This window comes from Streptomyces sp. BE20 (assembly GCF_036322525.1).
Classification (GTDB): Bacteria; Actinomycetota; Actinomycetes; order Streptomycetales; family Streptomycetaceae; genus Kitasatospora.
Window position 1 is genome coordinate 19,901 of sequence record NZ_JAQYWW010001134.1, and the last position, 20,145, is coordinate 40,045.

At 74.4% G+C, this 20,145-nt stretch carries 10 protein-coding genes and 1 pseudogene; 10 read left to right on the forward strand and 1 reads right to left on the reverse strand.

What is annotated here, in order from left to right; all coding sequences use genetic code 11:
- Positions 1-252 precede the first annotated feature (252 nt).
- From PUR61_RS34980 to PUR61_RS35010, 7 genes are all read left to right on the forward strand, one after another.
- On the forward strand, positions 253-1,338 hold the full coding sequence (locus PUR61_RS34980; protein WP_329883567.1) for a patatin-like phospholipase family protein: 1,086 nt from the start codon (positions 253-255) through the stop codon (positions 1,336-1,338).
- Positions 1,339-1,617: 279 nt separating this feature from the next.
- Complete coding sequence (locus PUR61_RS34985; RefSeq protein WP_329883568.1) at positions 1,618-2,127, forward strand: DUF6912 family protein; 510 nt, start codon at positions 1,618-1,620, stop codon at positions 2,125-2,127.
- Positions 2,128-2,372: 245 nt separating this feature from the next.
- Positions 2,373-3,029, forward strand: coding sequence for an HAD family hydrolase (locus PUR61_RS34990; RefSeq protein ID WP_329883570.1), 657 nt, complete (start codon positions 2,373-2,375; stop codon positions 3,027-3,029).
- Between the two features lie 350 nt (positions 3,030-3,379).
- The gene (gene pruA, locus PUR61_RS34995; protein WP_329883743.1) at positions 3,380-5,005 is read left to right on the forward strand and encodes an L-glutamate gamma-semialdehyde dehydrogenase; all 1,626 of its coding nucleotides are present in this window, start codon (positions 3,380-3,382) and stop codon (positions 5,003-5,005) included.
- Between the two features lie 309 nt (positions 5,006-5,314).
- Positions 5,315-10,261, forward strand: a complete 4,947-nt coding sequence (locus PUR61_RS35000) for an NAD-glutamate dehydrogenase (RefSeq protein WP_329883571.1) — start codon at positions 5,315-5,317, stop codon at positions 10,259-10,261.
- A gap of 99 nt (positions 10,262-10,360) precedes the next feature.
- On the forward strand, positions 10,361-10,990 hold the full coding sequence (locus PUR61_RS35005; protein ID WP_329883572.1) for an RNA polymerase sigma factor: 630 nt from the start codon (positions 10,361-10,363) through the stop codon (positions 10,988-10,990).
- Positions 10,987-12,042 carry a CU044_5270 family protein gene (locus PUR61_RS35010; protein ID WP_329883573.1) on the forward strand — a complete coding sequence of 352 codons (1,056 nt, stop codon included), beginning with the start codon at positions 10,987-10,989 and terminating at the stop codon, positions 12,040-12,042. The genes PUR61_RS35005 and PUR61_RS35010 overlap by 4 nt, the downstream gene beginning before the upstream one ends.
- Positions 12,043-12,141: 99 nt before the next feature.
- Here the strand turns inward: PUR61_RS35010 and PUR61_RS35015 are convergent, their stop codons facing one another.
- Positions 12,142-14,988 (reverse strand): FtsK/SpoIIIE domain-containing protein, encoded by a 2,847-nt coding sequence (locus PUR61_RS35015; RefSeq protein WP_329883574.1) that lies wholly within the window; start codon positions 14,986-14,988, stop codon positions 12,142-12,144.
- Positions 14,989-15,401: 413 nt separating this feature from the next.
- On the opposite strand from PUR61_RS35015, the gene PUR61_RS35020 reads away from it, so the two are divergent.
- From PUR61_RS35020 to prfB, 3 genes and pseudogenes are all read left to right on the forward strand, one after another.
- Complete coding sequence (locus PUR61_RS35020; RefSeq protein WP_329883575.1) at positions 15,402-17,318, forward strand: serine/threonine-protein kinase; 1,917 nt, start codon at positions 15,402-15,404, stop codon at positions 17,316-17,318.
- A gap of 263 nt (positions 17,319-17,581) precedes the next feature.
- Positions 17,582-18,367, forward strand: a pseudogene (locus PUR61_RS35025) (serine/threonine-protein kinase); the annotation flags it as partial.
- A 567-nt stretch (positions 18,368-18,934) separates the two neighbouring features.
- The gene (gene prfB, locus PUR61_RS35030; protein WP_329883744.1) at positions 18,935-20,050 is read left to right on the forward strand and encodes a peptide chain release factor 2; all 1,116 of its coding nucleotides are present in this window, start codon (positions 18,935-18,937) and stop codon (positions 20,048-20,050) included.
- Positions 20,051-20,145: the final 95 nt, after the last annotated feature.

The window sequence follows — 20,145 nt, forward strand, 5'->3', positions numbered from 1 at the left end:
GGAGACCGGGGCCGAGGGCGGTACGGAGGCCGGAACCGGGTCGGGCCGCGCGGCGGCCGCGTTGCGCGGTCGGCCGGTCGGCGCGCACGATCGGATCCTGACCGGAACCAGGACCGGAACCGGGCCCCGAAGCAGGACCGGAACCGGGCCGGGCCCCGGACAGGCCGGACGGGCGGAAGCGCGTGTCCGGCCCGGGACGGCCACCGCCCCCGGCGACACGACCACCGCCCCCGACGACGACAGGCGGCCGGCATGACGACACGGGTACCGACGACACGGCTGTCCGGGACACGGACGGCGGGACCGGGCACCACCGACGGCGCTCCCCGGCGCGGGCTGGTGCTGGGCGGCGGCGGCATGCTCGGCGCCGCCTGGACGGTCGGTGCGCTGTGCGCCGTCGAGGAGTCGACCGGCTGGCGGCCCGGCGACGCCGAAGTCCTGCTCGGCACCTCGGCGGGCGCGATCCTGGCCGCGCTGCTGGCCGCCGGCGTCGACGCCGGCGGGCTCCGTGACCACCAGCGCGGTCTGCCGGTCACGGACGGGCCGCTGGCCGGGATCGACTTCGACTACGACACGGCGGTCGGCGGTGCCCTGCCGCCGCGCCCACGGGCCGGTATCGGCTCGCCGGGCCTGCTGCGTGACGCGGTCCGGCACCCGCGCGAGTACCCGCTGCTGACCATGGTCTCGGCGATCGCCCCGCACGGCCGGGGTTCGCTGGCGCCGGTCGGCGGGCTGGTCGGTGCCCTGTTCGGCCCCGGCGGCTGGCCGTCCGGGCCGCCGGGTTCGGCGCTGCGGGTCGTGGCGGTGGACTACCGCGGCGGGCACCGGGTGGTCTTCGGGGACGCGGACGCGCCGCCCGCCGACGTCGCCGAGGCGGTGATGGCGTCCTGCGCGATCCCCGGGTGGTTCACGCCGGTCCGGCTGGACGGCTCCGCGTACGTGGACGGCGGCTGCTGGTCGGCCACCAACGCCGATCTGATGCTCGACCGGGGCCTGGACGAGGTGTACGTCCTCGCCCCGATGGCCCTGCGGAGGGATCCGCAGGGGCGCTCGAAGCCCGGCCGGGGCACGTCGGAACCCTGGCGCGCCCGGCGCGTCCGGGACCGCCCGCGCGGCGTACTGGCCCAGCTGGTGAGCCGCTACCGCCGGGCGGTGACCCGGCAGCTGCTCCGCGAGGCCGGTCTGCTGCGGGCCGGCGGGGTCCGTGTGCACCTGCTCGCGCCCACGCCGGCGGACCTGGCGGTGATGGGTCCGAACATGATGGATCCGGCCCGCCGGGGCCCGGTCCTGGAGAGCGCCCTGGCCACCTGCCGGGAGGCCCTGGAAGCCGCGCGGTGAGGACGGCGCAGGGGTGACCGGGCAAGCCCTCGGCGGACGGACCGGGCCCGGCTGAGGCCCGGCTGCGGGTCCGGCTGCGGTCCAGAGGGTCGGGGCGTGCGTCGACGGCCGCGCGCCGGGGCGTGCCGCTGCGGACGGGGCGCCCGGGAGCCCCCGGGCCGCACGCCCGGCGGCGGGTGCGCCGGATCGGGACGAACGCGGTGATCACAGGGCGGCGTCGGGCGCTTATTCTGGGGGCGCTGGAAGCTGTGCCGCTGGACGAACCGGAGAGTGCCACCGATGCGCGTGTACGTGCCCACCACCCTGACCGGCCTGGCGGCGGCCCATTCCGGCGGTGCGCTGGAGCAGTCCGCGGCGTACGCCGTGACGCCCGCGCTGCGCGAGTGGTACGTCAGTGACGACCTGGAGGAACTGGAGTACGCGGCGCTGAACCGGGCCGCCCAGTCCTCGCTGCGGCTGCTGGCCGCCGAACCGGACGCCCCGCGCCGCCGCGTCGTGGTCGCGCTGGACGTCGCCGACTCGGCGGTGAAGCCGTTCCCCGGCGACGAGTACCAGGACCAGGCCTCGCTCGGCCGGGTGGTGCTCGCCGGACCGGTGAAGCTGGCCAAGGCGGCCGCGGTGCACGCGGACGTGGCCGACCAGGACGTGGTCACGGACGTCGAGGCGGCGGTGGCCGCGGTGGCGGCGGCCGACGCGGGCGACCAGGACGCCCAGTTCACCGTGGACGGCGCCGAGGACCACGACCTGCTCTGGTTCGCCACCCAGGAGATCACCGCACTGCTCCCCTGAGCCTGCCGGGGTCCGCCGGGGTCCGCCGGGCCGACCTGACGGCCGGGGTCCGCCGGGGTCCGCCGGGGTCCGCCGGGCCGACCTGACGGCCGGGGTCCGCCGGGTGCCGGCGGGAGCTGCCCGTCCGCCCTACCCGTCCCACCCGTCCCACCCGCCCTGACCGGCGGGTCGGCGGTTCCGGCGGACGAGGGCGCGGTGATTCCCGCCCTACCGGTCTGTCGGTACCCGGCGTTACCGTTCCCTGCGTGCGCACTCATATCGTCTGGGACTGGAACGGCACGCTCTTCCATGACATGGAGGCGGTGCTCGGAGCGAGCAACGCCGCATTCGCGACCGTCGGCGTCGGGCCGATGACGCTGCAGGAGTACCGCGAGCAGTACGAGATCCCGATTCCCCGTTTCTACCAGCGGCTGCTCGGCCGGCTGCCCTCCGACGCCGAGTGGCTGGAGCTGGACGACGCGTTCCACCGCCGCTACCACGAGCTGAGCGTGGCCTGCGGGCTGACCGAGGGCGTGCTGGACCTGCTGGACGGCTGGCGGGCGGCCGGGCACAGCCAGTCGCTGCTGTCGCTGTACGAGCACACCCGGCTGCTTCCGGTGGTCGACGGCTTCGGCCTGACCGGGCAGTTCCTGCGGGTGGACGGGCGCAGCGGCCCGGCCGGCGGGCAGAAGGCGGAGCATCTGGTCCGGCACCTGGAGGCGCTGGGCGAGCACGTGGACCCGGCCCGGACGGTGCTGATCGGGGACGCGGCGGACGACGCGCTCGCCGCGCTGAGCGCGGGTGCGCACGCGGTGCTGTACACCGGCGGCTCGCACACCCGGCAGAAGCTGGAGCCGGTGGGCGTGCCGGTGGTGGACACGCTGGCCGAGGCGGTCGAGCTGGCCGCCCGGCTCGCCGGCTGAGGCGACACCCGCCCGCGCGTCCACCCGGAGCCCACCGGGGACCGGCCCGGGACCGGACCGGCACCCGCAGAGGATCCGCCGAGGCTCGCCGGCACCCCACCGCCGGCCCGACGGCCCGCCGGCCCGACGGCCCGACGGCCCGACGGCCCGACGGCCCGGCGGCCCGCGAGGCCCCGGGGCCTGTCCGTACGGCCGTCGGCCGTCCGCCTCCGGGTGGCGTGGCGCGCGCCACGTCCACCGTTGGCGTGTCCGGGCGGGCGATCGGGCCCGCCGCTGGTCAGTCTGGAGGGCGTCGGGCCCGTCGTCGGAGCGGGCCGGCCGCCGGACGACGAGTGGAGCCCGCCATGCCCATCGACGCAGTCACCCAGGTCCCGGTCCCGGGCAACGAGCCGGTGCGGACGTACGCGCCCGGCAGCCCGGAGCGGTCCCGGCTGGTGCGGCGGCTGGACGAGCTGGCGGCCGAGCCGGTCCCGCTGCCGATGACCATCGGCGGTGAGCAGCGGTTCGGCGGCGGTGAGCGGATCGACGTCGTCCAGCCGCACCACCACGCGGCGAAGCTGGGCGTGCTCGGCAACGCCACCCGGGAGGACGGCCGGGCCGCGGTGGACGCCGCGCTGGCGGCCGGCCGGGAGTGGCGGTCGCTCTCCTTCGACGACCGGGCGGCGGTGTTCCTGCGCGCCGCGGACCTGCTGGCGGGGCCCTGGCGGGACACCCTGAACGCGGCCACCATGCTCGGGCAGTCCAAGACGGCGCAGCAGGCGGAGATCGACTCGGCCTGCGAGCTGATCGACTTCTGGCGGTTCAACGTCCACTTCGCCCGGCAGATCCTGGCCGACCAGCCGGTCTCCTCGCCCGGGGTGTGGAACCGGACCGACCACCGCCCGCTGGAGGGGTTCGTCTACGCGGTCACCCCGTTCAACTTCACCGCGATCGCCGGCAACCTGCCGACCGCGCCCGCGCTGATGGGCAACACCGTGGTCTGGAAGCCGGCGCCGGCCCAGACCCTGGCCGCGTACCACCTGATGCGGCTGCTGGAGGCGGCCGGACTGCCGCCCGGGGTGGTCAACATGGTGACCGGCGACGGACAGCAGCTCTCCGCGGTCGCGCTCGCCGACCCGGCACTGGCCGGGCTGCACTTCACCGGCTCGACGGCCACCTTCCAGTCGCTCTGGCAGACGGTCGGCGCCAACATCGGCACCTACCGGACGTACCCGAGGATCGTGGGGGAGACCGGCGGCAAGGACTTCCTGCTGGCGCACCGCTCGGCCGACCCGCAGGTCCTCAAGACCGCGCTGATCCGCGGCGCCTTCGAGTACCAGGGCCAGAAGTGCTCGGCGCTCTCCCGCGCGTACTTGCCGCGCAGCCTCTGGCAGCGGATCAAGGACGACTTCCTGGCCGAGGTGGACGCGCTGGCCGTCGGCGACGTCACCGACCTGTCGAACTTCATGGGAGCGCTGATCGACCGGCGGGCCTTCGAGAAGAACCGGGACGCGATCGAGCGGGCGAAGAGCGACCCGACGGTGGAACTGGCGGCCGGCGGCCAGTACGACGACGCGATCGGCTGGTTTGTCCGCCCGACCGTGCTGGTCTCCTCGGACCTCCGCAACGAGATGTTCCGGACCGAGTACTTCGGACCGATCCTCGCCGTCCACGTCTACGAGGACTCGCGCTGGGAGGACGTGCTCGGCCGGGTCGACTCCGGCGCGCCGTACGGGCTGACCGGCGCGGTGATCGCCCAGGACCGGTACGCGATCGCCCGGGCGGTGGAGGAGTTGCGGTTCGCGGCCGGGAACTTCTCCATCAACGACAAGCCGACCGGTGCCGTGGTCGGCCAGCAGCCGTTCGGCGGAGGCCGGGCGTCGGGTACCAACGACAAGGCGGGCGCCGCGCAGAACCTGCTGCGCTGGACGTCGGCCCGGTCGATCAAGGAGACGTTCGTCCCGCCGACCGACCACGTTCACCCGCACATGGGGTGAGCTCCCCGGGCCTTTCGGCTTTCGGCGCAAACCCGAGGGCGGATTGGACAAGGTGTCCAGGACGGACCGATCTTCCTGCGGGTTTGCGCCTCCCTGTCCCCTGACACCTTCGATTGATCCCGTTAGGCTGGCTGGCGTCGTCGGGTGGCTCCGCAGGCCGAACGTTTCGTCCTACCCGCTGCAGGGCTGTTCCATGCGTGCCATGGACTCCTTTCAGCTGGAGGGTGCGGCAGGATTGCGGAAGACCCGGCGGTGCACACCCACACACCACCGAGTCACGCAACGGCGCGCGACAGGAGCCAAGAAGTCATGCAGACCAAGCTGGACGCAGCCAAGGCCGAACTGCTCAGGAAGGCAGCAGCAGCCGCTGAGAACAGCCAGGTGGGGGGAGCGGCGCCGGGGGAGGGTCTGAGCAACGGCGCTCTGACCGCATACCTGCACCACTACTACCTCCACACCGCGCCCGAGGACCTGGTCGACCGCGACCCGGTCGACGTGTACGGCGCGGCCGCCTCCCACTACCGCCTCGGCCTCAAGCGGCCGCAGGGCACCGCCGAGGTGCGGGTGCACACCCCCTCGGTGGAGGAGAACGGCTGGTCCTGCGGCCACACCGTGGTCGAGGTCGTCACCGACGACATGCCCTTCCTGGTCGACTCGGTCACCAACGAGCTGTCCCGCCAGGACCGGGCGATCCACGTCGTCATCCACCCGCAGCTGGTGGTCCGCCGCGACATCACCGGCAAGCTGCTGGAGATCCTCGACGTCGACGCCTGCGCCCGCAGCCAGGCCGCCGGTGCCGAGTGGCCGGCCGACGCGATCGTCGAGTCGTGGATGCACATCGAGGTCGACCGCGAGACCGACCGCGCGGACCTGCGCGCGATCGAGACCGACCTGCGCCGCGTGCTCGGGGACGTCCGCGAGGTCGTCGAGGACTGGGGCAAGATGCGCGACTCCGCGCTCCGCCTCGCCGACGAGCTCGCCGAGCAGCCCCCGACCGGCCTTCCCGAGCAGGAGGTCGGCGAAGCCTGGGAGCTGATGCGCTGGCTCGCCGACGACCACTTCACCTTCCTCGGCTACCGCGAGTACGACCTGGTCGAGCACGAGGGCGAGGAGGTCCTCAAGGCCGTCGCCGGGACCGGCCTCGGCATCCTGCGCTCCGACCCGATCGGCCACGACGACCAGCACCACGCCGTCAGCGAGGCCTTCGGCCGGCTCTCCGCGCCGGTCCGCGCCAAGGCGCACGAGAAGAAGCTGCTCGTCCTGACCAAGGCCAACAGCCGCGCCACCGTGCACCGCCCGTCCTACCTCGACTACGTCGGCGTGAAGAAGTTCGACGCCAACGGCGTGGTCGTCGGCGAGCGCCGCTTCCTCGGCCTGTTCTCGGCCGCCGCGTACACCGAGTCGGTCAGCCGCATCCCCGTGGTCCGCCGCAAGGTCCAGGACGTCATCGCCGAGTCCGGCTTCTCCACCGAGAGCCACGACGGCCGCGACCTGCTCCAGATCCTGGAGACCTTCCCGCGGGACGAGATCTTCCAGACCCCGGCCGGTGAACTGCTCCAGATCGCCACCAGCGTGCTCTACCTGCAGGAACGCCGGAAGCTGCGGCTCTTTCTGCGCCAGGACGAGTACGGGCGCTACTTCTCCGCGCTGGTCTACCTGCCGCGCGACCGCTACACCACCCGCATCCGGCTGCGCCTGATGGACCTCCTGATGCAGGAGCTCAACGGCGCCTCGATCGACTACACGGTCTGGTCGACGGAGTCCGTGCTGACCCGACTGCACTTCGTGGTCCGGGTGACCCCGGGCAGCGAGTTGCCGCACCTGAGCGACGCCGAGGTCGAGCGGATCGAGGCCAGGCTGGCCGAGGCCGCCCGGTTCTGGATGGACGGCTTCAACGACCAGCTGCACGTCGAGCTGGGCGAGGAGAGGGCCGCGGAGCTGTCCCGCAAGTACGCCAACGCCTTCCCCGACGGCTACCGCGCCGACTTCACCGCGCGCACCGCCGTCGCCGACCTCAAGCAGATCGAGTCGCTGCACGGCGAGGGCGACTTCCGCCTCAACCTGTACCAGCCGGTCGGCGCGGGCGACGACGAGCGCCGCTTCAAGATCTACCGGGTGGGCGGCCCGATCTCGCTCACCGAGGTCCTGCCGGTCCTCCAGCGGCTCGGCGTCGAGGTGCTGGACGAGCACCCCTACGCGCTGACCCGTTCCGACCACACCACCGCCTGGGTCTACGACTTCGGTCTGCGGCTGCGCGAGGCGGTCGAACTGACCGACGAGGCGCGCGAGCGGTTCCAGGAGACCTTCGCCGCCACCTGGACGGGCAAGGCCGAGAACGACGGCTTCAACGAGCTGGTCCTGACCGGCGGGCTGACCTGGCGCCAGGCGATGATGCTGCGCACGTACGCCAAGTACCTGCGCCAGGCGGGCTCCACGTTCTCCCAGGACTACATGGAGGACGCGCTCCGCAACAACACCCACACCACCCGCCTGCTGGTGAACCTCTTCGAGGCCCGGCTGAGCCCCAGCCACCAGCAGGGCGCCCTCGAACTGACCGAGGGCATCCTGGAGGAGCTGTCCGGCGCGCTGGACGAGGTCGTCTCGCTGGACGAGGACCGCATCCTGCGTTCCTTCCTCCACCTGATCAAGGCCACCCTGCGGACCAACTTCTTCCAGCACGACAGCGCGGGCGAGTGGCACTCGTACGTGTCGATGAAGTTCGACCCGAAGGCCATCCCGGACCTGCCGGCCCCGCGTCCGGCGTTCGAGATCTGGGTCTACTCGCCCCAGGTCGAGGGCGTGCACCTGCGCTTCGGCAAGGTCGCCCGCGGCGGTCTGCGCTGGTCCGACCGGCGTGAGGACTTCCGGACCGAGATCCTCGGCCTGGTCAAGGCGCAGATGGTGAAGAACACCGTCATCGTGCCGGTCGGCGCCAAGGGCGGCTTCGTCGCCAAGCAGCTGCCGGACCCGTCGGTGGACCGCGACGCCTGGCTCGCCGAGGGTGTTTCGTCCTACAAGACGTTCATCTCGGCGCTGCTCGACATCACCGACAACCTGGTCGGCGGCGAGGTCGTCCACCCGGCCGACGTGGTCCGCCACGACGAGGACGACACCTACCTGGTCGTCGCCGCCGACAAGGGCACCGCGACCTTCTCCGACATCGCGAACGGCGTCGCCGAGTCGTACGGCTTCTGGCTGGGCGACGCGTTCGCCTCCGGCGGCTCGGCCGGCTACGACCACAAGGGCATGGGCATCACCGCCCGCGGCGCCTGGGAGTCCGTCAAGCGCAACTTCCGCGAACTCGGCGTCGACACCCAGTCCGAGGACTTCAGCGTCATCGGCATCGGTGACATGTCCGGCGACGTCTTCGGCAACGGCATGCTGCTCAGCGAGCACATCCGCCTGGTCGCCGCCTTCGACCACCGGCACATCTTCCTCGACCCCAGCCCGGACGCGGCCGCCTCCTACGCCGAGCGCCGCCGCCTCTTCGAGCTGCCCCGCAGCTCCTGGGACGACTACGACAAGTCGCTGATCTCGTCCGGCGGCGGGGTCTTCCCGCGCACCGCCAAGTCCATCCCGGTCTCCGCGCAGGTCCGCGAGCGCCTCGGCATCACGGCCTCCAAGCTCACCCCCGCCGAGCTCATGAAGGCGGTCCTGCAGGCGCCCGTCGACCTGTTCTGGAACGGCGGCATCGGCACCTACATCAAGGCCGCCACCGAGACCAACGCCGAGGTCGGCGACAAGGCCAACGACGCGATCCGGGTCAACGGCGAGCAGGTCCGCGCCCGCGTCATCGGTGAGGGCGGCAACCTCGGCTGCACCCAGCTCGGCCGCATCGAGTACGCGGCGACCGGCGGCCCGCAGGCCGGCGGCGGCTGGATCAACACCGACGCCATCGACAACTCGGCCGGCGTGGACACCTCGGACCACGAGGTCAACATCAAGATCCTGCTCAACCAGGTCGTCGGCGACGGCGACATGACGGTGAAGCAGCGCAACACCCTGCTCGCCGAGATGACCGACGAGGTCGGCCACCTCGTGCTGCGCAACAACTACGCGCAGAACGTGGTGCTGGCCAACGCCGTCGCCCAGGCGCACAGCATGGTCAACGTCCACTCCCGGATGATCAACCGCCTGGAGTCGGCCGGCCAGCTCGACCGGGGCCTGGAGTTCCTGCCCGCCGAGCGGCAGATCCGCGAGCGCCAGCAGAACGGCCGGGGTCTGTCCCAGCCGGAGATGTCGGTGCTGCTCGCCTACACCAAGATCACCCTGGCCGACGAGCTGCTCGCCACCGAGCTGCCCGACGACCCGTTCTTCCGCACCGCGCTGCACGACTACTTCCCGAGCGCGCTGCGGACCCGGTTCGCCGAGCAGATCGACCAGCACGCCCTGCGCCGCGAGATCATCACCACGCTGATCGTCAACGACACGATCAACCGCGGTGGCTGCACCTTCGCCTTCCGCCTGAAGGAGGAGACCGGCGCCACCTACGAGGAGATCGCCCGGACGCACACCGCCGCGCGGGCCGTCTTCGGCCTGGAGGAGATCTGGGGCGAGATCGAGGCACTGGACAACCAGGTCCCGGCCCGTGCCCAGACCAAGATGCGCCTGCACTCGCGCCGCCTGGTCGAGCGCGCCACCCGGTGGATGCTCAACAACCGGCGCCAGCCGCTGGACATCGCCGGCACCATCGAGTTCTTCCACGACCGGGTCAACCAGGTCTGGGGCTCGCTGCCCAAGCCGCTCCGCGGCGAGGACCTGGCCTGGTTCGAGTCGATCTACAACGAGCTGGCCGAGGCCGGCGTGCCGGAGGCGCTCGCCACCCGGATCGCGGGCCTGTCCTCGACCTTCCCGACCCTGGACATCACCGAGGTCGCGGACCGGTCCGGCAAGGACGTCGCCGACGTCGCCGAGCTCTACTACGACCTCGCCGACCGCCTGCAGATCACCCACCTGCTCGACCGCATCATCGAGCTGCCCCGGACGGACCGCTGGTCGTCGATGGCCCGTGCCGCCATCCGCGAGGACCTCTTCGCGGCCCACGCGGCGCTGACCGCCGACATCCTGGCCTGCGGCCCCGACGGCGCCACCCCCGAGGAGCGCTACAGCGACTGGGCGGACCTCAACTCCACCCTGCTGAACCGCGCCAAGAGCACCCTCGACGACATAAGGGGTTCGGACAACTACGAGCTGTCCAGCCTCTCGGTCGCGATGCGCGTCATCCGCACCCTGCTCCGCACGGGCTCGATGCGCTGACGGACGGCTGTTCACCCGGCGGGCCCGCGTCCTCGGACGCGGGCCCGCCGTGTTGTGCTGTCCGGGGAACCCGGTGGGCCGGTGCGGACAGGTGGGGGTGTGGAGCTGTCACAGCGGGGTCGGTTGAGGAGCGGGGACCAGTGGGCGTTCGGGGAGCTGTTCGACGAGACGGCGGGTGACCTGTACCGGTACGCGGTGCGGGTGTCGGGGGACTGGGCGGTCGCGGAGGACGTCGTCCAGCTGACCTTCCTGGAGGCGTGGCGGCTGCGCCATAGACTGCACGAGGGCGACGAGTCGGTGCGCCCCTGGCTGTTCGGGGTCGCCGCCAACGTGCTGCGCAACACGGCCCGTGCGGCCCGGCGGCACCGGGCCGCGATGGAGCGGTTGCCGGAGCGCGACGTGGTGCCGGACTTCGCCGACGAGCTGGTCGGGCGCCTCGACGACAGCGCCCAGCTGGCCGCCGCCCGGCGCGCCCTGGTCCGGTTGCGGAAGGCCGAGCGGGACGTGTTCGGCCTCTGCGTCTGGGCCGGGCTGGACTACGCGAGCGCCGCGGAGGCCCTCGGGGTGCCGATCGGGACGGTGCGTTCGCGGCTCTCGCGCGCCCGCACCAAGCTGCGCGCGCTGGCGGAGGAGGAGCTCGGAAGTGGACGGGAACTCCGCGCGGAGGTCGGACAGGTACGGGGTGGCCGCGTCGATGCGGCCCGGTCGACACGGGAGACGAACCGATGAACGAGCACGAACGTGCGGAGCTGGCGCGGCTGTTGCCGCCGCCGGCGCGGCCCGAACTCTCTGCCGACCGCCACCGGCTGTTGAGGGGACATCTGATGAGTGAGATCCGGGAGACGAAGCCCGCGCGGGTCCGACGCGGAAAGCTCGGCTGGGTGGCGGTTCCGGCCCTGGCGGGCGGTCTGGCGCTGGCGGTGGTGCTGACGGCGGGCGGCAGTGAGGGCAGCCCGCAGAAGCAGCAGCAGGTCCAGAGCCGGACCACCGGGGACACCACGCTGAACGCGGCCCCGGCCGCCGCCGTGCAGCTGCTGACGCAGGTCGCCGACACCGCGGCCGGCAAGCCCGACCTGAAGCCCGGCAAGAACCAGTTCGTCTACGTGGACAGCCTGGTCTCCTTCGCCACCGTCAACCTGGCCACCGGCGAGTCGAGCATCGACAAGCCGCACCGCCGTCAGATCTGGCTCTCGGCGGACGGCAGCCAGTGGGGCGTGCTGAAGGAGGAGGGGAGGTCCCACGAGACGGGCGAGCGCAAGCCCGGGGACACGCGTCCCGCGCCGCGCACCGACGGCGGCGAGTGGGTCGACCCGACCACCAAGCCGAGCCTGAACGCTCCGACGTACGCGTACCTGGCCGGACTGCCGACCGACCCGGACGCGCTGCTGAAGAAGATCTACACGGAGACCGAGGGCCAGGGCCGGACCCCCGACCAGGAGGCCTTCACGACCATCGGCGACCTGCTGCGCGAGCAGCTGGCGCCGCCGGCGGTCAGCGCCGCGCTCTACCGGGCGGCGGCGAAGATCCCCGGGGTCACCGTGATCGACGACTCGGTGGACGCGTCGGGCCGGCACGGTGTGGCCGTGGCGCACGTGGACGGCGGCGTCCGGAGCGAGTGGATCTTCGACCCCAAGACCCACGAGTTCCTCGGCGAGCGTCTGGTCGTCGTCGGCGAGGGCAGCGACCTGGGCAAGCCGGGCACGGTGTCCGGGCACTCGGCGGTGCTGGGCCGCACGGTCACCGCCCAGGCCGGTGAGGAGCCGAAGCAGAAGAACGCCTGATCGCGTCGTGAGTGAAGCTGTGGGGCCCGGTGGAAGCGGGCCCCACAGCCGTTTTCGGTGCCCGGTGCCCGGTGCCCGGTGCCCGGCGTGCCCGTGGGGTCAGCGCCCGGCCGCCCGCTGCAGCGCGCTGGCGAGCAGGGCGAGGTCGGTCGGCCCGTTGCCCAGCTCGCGCACCGGACGACGGGCCGGCGGCGCCCCCAGCTGGAGCGGGTCGATCGCGACGACGGTGGGCCGCAGGGTGGCGGTGCGCGGGATGCGGCCGCTGATCCGGGCGGTCTGGAACGCGGTCACGCCGCCGTCCGGCAGCCGCAGGTAGCCGCGGCCCGGGGTGGAGTCCGGCAGCGCGGCGGCGTCGCCGAGGTGGATGAGCAGGTCGGAGTCGGCCGGGTCGTCGGTGCGCAGCGCGATCCGCAGCAGGGCGGCCTCGTCGACCTCGGTGCCGGCGCTCTCCTCCGGGCGCCCGGTGGCCACCGCGAGGTGGACGCCGAGCGGGCCGCCGCGCCGGGCGACTGCGGCCAGTGCCCGGGCGAGCGGCCGGCCGGCCGGGGAGGTGGGGGAGAGCAGCGCGTCGTAGTCGTCGACCACGACGACGAGCCGGGCCGGGACCGGGCCGGCGGGTGCGGCCGGCGCGGCGGGCGGCGCCGGCGGTTCGGCGCTGCGGGGCTGGACGATCCGGGGCACGGACGGCGTGCCGCCCGCACCGACGACGGCGGGGACGGGGACGGCCGGCCGGTCGGCGTGGAGGGTGTCGTCGAGCCCCCCGTCGAGGATGCGGGTGGCGTGCCAGGAGGCGAAGTCCAGCCCGTCGAAGAGCCGCTCGCGCAGCACCAGCTCGTCCTCCAGCGCCTCGGCGGCGAGCAGCGCCGCGCGCGGGTCGGTGGCGGCGTTGACCAGCCCGGTGACGTGCGGCAGCTCGGTGCACCCGGCGAGGCCGTCCTCGCCGGCCCGGCCCTCGACGACGGTGACGGCCAGCCGCTCGGGGCGCTCGGAGACCGCCAGCGAGGCGATCAGGGTCCGTAGCAGCTCGGTCTTGCCGGAGCCGCGCGCGCCGCCGACCAGCAGGTGCGGGCCGCCCGGGTCGGGGGACGGGAGGGTGAGCTCCGGGTCGGCGAGGTCGAGGGTGCAGAGCTCGTCGCGCGTGGTGCCGAGCAGGGCGGTGGCGGCGCCGATGCCGCCGGCGTGCGCGTCCCAGCGGGCGGAGAGCTTGGCGGGGGTGACGGTGTCGAGCTGGAGCAGGTCGAGCAGGCGCAGGGCGTCCGGGAGCGGGCCGCGGGTGACGGGTGCGGCCTCGCGGAGCGGGGCGAGGACGCGGGCGAGCCGTTCGGCCCAAGCGTCCGAGACCGCGTCGAGGGAGACCTCGTGCAGGGTCTCCCGGCCGCGGGCGACCGGCCGGTCGAGCGAGAGCTGGGTGCCGACCTCGCCGGTGATCAGGGCGGTGGCGCCGATGCCGCGGGGCAGCAGTTCGGGCTGTTCGGCGAGGCAGACCGGGAAGATGCCGACGGCCGGGCCCTGTCGCAACAGCAGGTCGAGGGCCTGCCGGGCGGCCTGGCTGTTCGGGCGTCCGTCGACCACCACGACGGTGGCGGGGTGGCCGCCGAGACCGGTCGGGCCGGTGAGGCGGGTGGTGAGCTCGGTGAGCCGGGCGGTGGCCTGGTCGTCGTCGAGGCCGAGCAGCAGCCGGCAGTCCTGGCCGTCGGTGGGGCGCAGGTGGGGCAGCCAGAGCGCCCAGGCCCAGGTGTCGGCGCGGTCCTGCGGGGCGCGGGCCGGGTCGGCGTCGACCACGACGAGGCTGAGCCCGGTCGGCGGGTGCAGCGCCGCGAGCTGGGCGACGACGGCGCGGGTGAGCGCGTCGAGCCGGTCGCGCGGTCCGCTGAGGCCGAGGCTCCCGGCGGTCTGCAGGTCGAGCGTGACCGGGACGGCGGGCAGCACGGTGCCGGGGGAGGTGCCGGGGCCGCCGGGCCGGTCGGCGGTGCCGAGCCGCAGGGTGAGCGCGTCGGGGTGGCCGGGGCCGCGCTCCCAGAGCCGGGGGCCGGGGCCGAGCGCGTTGAGCAGCAGGGTGGCGAGGTCGGGCCAGCGCTCGCGCTGGGCGGCGGCCTGCCGGGTGCGGACGGCGGCGTGGTGGCGCTCGGCGCTCTCCTGGCCGGGCGGCTCGGCGGCGGTGCGGCCGAGCCGGAGCGAGAGCAGGCCGCGGCCCCGGCCGGTGGGCGGCTCCGGCGCGGCGGGCGGTTCGGCGGCGGGCGGCGCGGGGCGGACGGGCGCGGGGGCGGCGAGCTGGAGGTGGCCGTGGCCGTCGGGGAGCGCGGCGCGGGCGGGCGCCCCGGCGGCGTCCCCGGCCTCCGGGCCGGTGACCCGGAGGGTGGACTCGCCGATCCGGAGCAGTCCGGTGCCGTCGAGCGGGACGGCCTCCTCGGGAGGGCCGGGCGGCACGATCCGGCCGTCCACGGTGGTGCCGTTGGTCGAGCCGAGGTCGCGGACGGTCACCGTGCCGTCGTCGGCGAGGTGCAGGGAGAGGTGGAGCCGGGAGACGTCCGGGTCGTCGATCGGGACGTCGGCCTCGCCCGAACGGCCGACCCGGATCTCCCGGCCGTGCAGGCGGTGCACGCCGCCGGCGTCGGGGCCGCCGACCACCCGGAGCTCGGCGGCGGCCGGGCCGTCGTCGGGGTCGTCGGCGGTCGGGTCGGGTTCGTTGAGGCTGAGGACGGCGCCGTCCAGCAGCGGGGGGTGGCCGAGCAGCGTGTGCTCGTCCACCCGGTGCGCCCCGGCGTACAGGTGCACGTGGGTGGCGGCCCGCGGGCCGCGCACGCCCACGGCGCCCGCGAGCGCGCCCGCGAGGGATCCGAGCGCGGTGCCGACGGGCGCGGTGACCAGCACGTCGACGTAGGGGATGGCGGAGCCGGCGACTGCCGGTCCGCTGCGCGGTCGGAGGACGGTCAGCCGGATCTGCATCTCGCCCGCGGTCCCTTCTGCTGGTGTGACGCCTGGTGCCGCTGCCCCGGCCCGCCGCGAGTGACGTCGGCGTGGCCGGCATCGCATGGGCCACACGAGTGGCGACTGTCATCCTGCCATCCGTCACGGACAGTCCGCGCACCGTACCGGATCTGACGATCTTGCGATCATCGCCATGGTGGAGGCGACGGAGGGTCAGGTCAACCGCCGCCCTGCCCGCGGCCGGGGCGAACGCGGCCGGAGGCCTCCGGGTCGTCCCCAGGGGATGTCCCCCAACCCGGGCGAACCCCCTCGCCGGTCGCCTCAAAAACATGAACGGACACCGTTAGAGTGGCCGGAAACACGGGCCCGGCAGGCTCACCGCACCTGCGGGGGAGCGCCCCGCGCGGGCGGCACGGCGAGGAGTGCGACAGGTGCGGCCAGTCGGCAGCAAGTATGTGCTTGAGGAGACCCTCGGGCGGGGGGCCACCGGCACCGTCTGGCGCGGACGGGTCCGCGCCGACGTCGCCGTGCCCGGCAGCGAGCCGGGGCAGTCGGTCGCGATCAAGGTGCTGCGCGAGGAGCTCGCCGCCGACCCCGACGTCGTGATGCGCTTCCTGCGCGAGCGCTCGGTCCTGGTCCGGCTCACCCACCCGAACATCGTCAAGGTCCGCGACCTGGTCGTCGAGGGCGAGCTGCTCGCCCTGGTGATGGACCTGATCGACGGCCCCGACCTGGCCCGCTACCTGCGCGGCAACGGCCCGTTCAGCCCGATCGCCGGGGCCCTGCTGATGGCCCAGGTCGCCGACGCGCTGGCCGTCAGCCACGCCGACGGCATCGTCCACCGCGACCTCAAGCCGGCCAACGTCCTGCTCGCGACCGCCGTCGTGGACGGCACCGAGCAGATGCACCCGATGCTCACCGACTTCGGCATCGCCCGGCTCGCCGACTCCCCGGGCATCACCCGCAGCCACGAGTTCGTCGGCACCCCGGCCTACGTCGCCCCGGAGTCCGCGGAGGGCCGCCCGCAGACCTCCGCGGTGGACGTCTACGGCGCCGGGATCATGCTGTACGAGCTGGTCACCGGCCGCCAGCCGTTCCAGGGCGACAACCCGCTGGCCGTGCTCCAGGCCCACCTCGCCCAGGAGCCGCAGCGTCCGTCCACGATGCCCGAGCCGCTCTGGACGGTGATCGAGCGCTGCCTGCGCAAGGACCCGGCGCAGCGGCCGAGTGCCGTGACGCTGGCCCGCGCGCTGCGCGTGGTCGCGGCCGGGGTGGGCGTGCACGCCTCCCCGGCGGCGGTGGACGCGGCGCTGGCCGTCGGTGCCCTGCTCCAGCCGGACCGGCAGCCCGCCCCGGTGCCGGGCGCCCCGATGGGGGTGCCGGGCGGACCGTTCGGCGCGCCCGGCGCCGAGGACCGCACCCAGGTGCTCCCGGCAGGCCAGCCGGGCCAGCCGGGCCAGCCCGGTCAGTTCGGCCAGCCCGGCCAGGAGTACGACCCGGCGGCCGCGACGCGGGTGATGGGCACCCAGCCGCCCCCGTACGACCCGGCCGCCGCGACCCGGATGATGCCGCCCGTGCCGCCGCCCCCGCCCGGCCCGCCGCAGCCCGAGGCGCCGCACCCGTGGCAGACCCAGCTGCGCGCGGCCCGCGACCGCAACCAGCAGACCGAGGTCAGCTACTTCGCCCCCGAGGACTTCGACGCCCCGCCGGTCGCCCCGGCGCCGTACCAGGCCGGCGGGCGCCCGCCCGGCCCGCCGCAGGGCCACCAGGCGCCGCAGCAGCCGGGCGGCTACCGGCAGGCCGCCCCGCCGCCGGGCTACGCCCAGCGTCCGCCGGTCGCGCCGCCGCCCTACCAGGCACCTCCGGCAGGTCGTCCGCAGCCGCCCGGCGGCTACAACCGGCCGCCGCAGCACAACCAGGCCCCGCAGGGCGGCCGGCCGCCGCACGGACAGCCGCCCCAGCCGTACGGGCAGCAGGCCCCGGCCGGTCCGCAGGGCGGTCACCGTCCGGCGCCGCAGCAGTCCGCCCCGCCGGCGCCCCCGCGCCGGGCGGAGCCGCCCGCCCCCCAGCGCCGTGAGCCTCCGCAGCGCCGGGCCGAGCCGCCGCAGGAGCCGTCCCGCCGGGAGGCGGCGCCCGCCCGCGAACGGCGTCCGCGCAGCCGCAACCGGATGTACATCCCGGGCCTCGGCTGCCTGAAGGGCTGTCTGATGGTGCTGCTGGTCCTGGCGGTGGCCGCGGTGGCGCTGTGGAACTTCACCCCGCTGCCGGAGTACTGGGACAGCGTGCGGGGCTGGTTCTCCGACGCGAGCGACTGGGTGAGCCACCTGTTCGGCAACTCGAAGAACTGACGGCCGGTCCGGGGAGGCCGGCCCGGGACGGGGCCCGCGGGGCCGCCGGCCACCGGCCCCGCCGGGGGCGGTGCTGCGGGCCCGACCGGCAACGGGATTGACGCTATGTCGATAATTCACAAGATTTCTCGGCCCCCAGTACCCGCCGAGCACCGTCAGGCGGCCCCCGGAGGGCGCCCGGACGCGTAGGTTGGTCGCTGTTGTCCCGCCCCACCGAGCGCCCCGCACCCTCCCGGGACGCTCCCGCCGCCCACGGAGCAGCATTGGCACGCAAGATCGGCAGCCGCTACACCGTCCACCAGGTGATCGGCCGGGGCTCGGCCGGGACGGTCTGGCTCGGTGAGGGCCCGGACGGCCCGGTCGCGGTCAAGCTGCTCCGCGAGGACCTCGCGGCCGACCAGGTGCTGGTCGGCCGTTTCGTGCAGGAACGCGCGGCGCTCACCAGCCTCGACCACCCCCGGGTGGTCGGCGTGCGCGACATGGTGGTCGACGGCAACGACCTCGCGCTCGTCATGGAGCTGGTCCAGGGCACCGACCTGCGGTCCCGGCTGGAACGGGACGGCGCGCTCGCCCCGCAGACCGCCGTCTCGGTCATCGCGGACGTCGCCGACGGCCTGGCCGCCGCCCACGCGGCCGGCATCGTGCACCGCGACGTCAAGCCGGAGAACGTCCTGCTCGACCTCTCCGCAGCCCCCGGGCCCGGTGGCGCCCCGCGCGCCAAGCTGACCGACTTCGGCGTCGCCCGGCTGGTCGACGCCCCGCGCCGGACCCGTGCCACCCGGATCATCGGCACCCCCGACTACCTCGCCCCCGAGATCATCGAGGGCCTGGAACCGCGCGCGGCCGTCGACATCTACGCCCTCGCCACCGTGCTGTACGAGCTGCTGGCGGGCTTCACCCCGTTCGGCGGCGGCCACACCGGCGCGGTGCTGCGCCGGCACGTCACTGAGCAGGTGCCGCCGATCCCGGGCCTGCCCGACGGCCTCTGGCGGATCATCGCCGAGTGCCTGGCCAAGGCCCCCGCCTCCCGGCTGCGCGCGGCCGAGCTGGCCACCCGGCTGCGCGAGCAGCTGCCCGCGATGGCCGGGCTGCCGGTGCTGGCCGTCCCGCAGCAGGGCCGCCCGGCGGCCGAGGAGCAGCTCACCCCGGGCGAGGCGGTGTACGCCGAGGTGGACGCCGGACCGGGCACCCACAAGCGGCGGCGCGGCCCGGCCGTCCCGCTGGTGCCGGGGGCCGCCCCGGACTCCACCCGGGACACCCACACCAGCCTGCGCCGCCCCTCCGCGGACGAGCTGGCCTCGTACGCGGCCGAGTCGCGGGCGCAGCGGACCGCCCCGGGCGCGGCGCACCGCCGGGACCGCCAGGCGCTGCTGCGCCGCCGCCGGATGCTGGCGGTCCTGCTGGCCACGGTGCTGCTGCTGGCCGGCGCCGCGGCGGCCTGGACCGCGTTCGCCGCCACCGTTCCGGACGCCGGGCCGGGTCCCCGCCCGGCCGTCGTCCCGACGGCCCCGGGGGACGTCCCGCAGGCCCGTCGGGGCGGCCCGGGCGGCGTGCTCGCGGGCCCGGACGCCCCCCGGGGTCGTCCGGTGCCTCCCGGGAACCATTACCCTGGGGGCGTGGCAGCCGTCGATCCTTCCGAAGAGCTCAAGAACCTCGAAACGACCATGGGGTCGATCGAGGCCGTCCTCGACCTGGACAAGATCCGGGCCGACATCGCGGTCCTGGAGGAGGAGGCAGCGGCCCCCAACCTGTGGGACGACCTCGCGAACGCGCAGAAGGTGACCAGCAGGCTCTCCTTCCTCCAGGGTGAACTGCGCAGGGTCGAGGGCCTGCGCAGCCGCATCGACGACCTGGGCGTCCTGTTCGAACTGGCCGAGGCCGAGAACGACGCGGACACCCGCGTCGAGGCCGAGACCGAGCTGGCGGCCGTCGGCAAGGCGGTCGAGGAGCTGGAGGTCCGCACCCTCCTCTCCGGCGAGTACGACGCCCGTGAGGCGCTGATCAACATCCGTGCCGAGGCCGGTGGCGTGGACGCCGCCGACTTCGCCGAGCAGCTCATGCGCATGTACCTGCGCTGGGCCGAGCGCCACGGGTACCCGACCGAGGTCTACGACACCTCGTACGCGGAGGAGGCCGGCATCAAGTCCGCCACCTTCACCGTCAAGGCCCCGTACGCCTACGGCACCCTCTCGGTCGAGCAGGGCACCCACCGCCTGGTCCGCATCTCGCCCTTCGACAACCAGGGCCGCCGGCAGACCTCGTTCGCCGGTGTCGAGGTGCTCCCGGTCGTCGAGCAGTCCGACCACGTCGACATCGACGAGGGCGAGCTGCGCATCGACGTGTACCGCGCGTCCGGCCCGGGCGGTCAGGGCGTCAACACCACCGACTCGGCGGTGCGCATCACGCACCTCCCGACCGGCGTGGTGGTCTCCTGCCAGAACGAGCGCTCGCAGATCCAGAACAAGGCGTCCGCGATGAACGTCCTCCAGGCGAAGCTGCTGGAGCGGCGCCGCCAGGAGGAGCGGGCGGCGATGGACGCCCTCAAGGACAGCGGCAGCTCCTGGGGCAATCAGATGCGCTCCTACGTGCTGCACCCGTACCAGATGGTCAAGGACGTCCGGACCGAGTACGAGGTGGGCAACCCGCAGGGCGTGCTGGACGGCGACATCGACGGCTTCATCGAGGCCGGCATCCGCTGGCGCAAGCAGCGCGAGACCGCCGCGCAGCAGTAGGACGGCGGTTCCCCGCGCAACAGCGGAACCGCGGACCAGGTGAGACGGAGAGGCCCCCGACCGGAAAGCGGTCGGGGGCCTCTCCGATGTGGTGC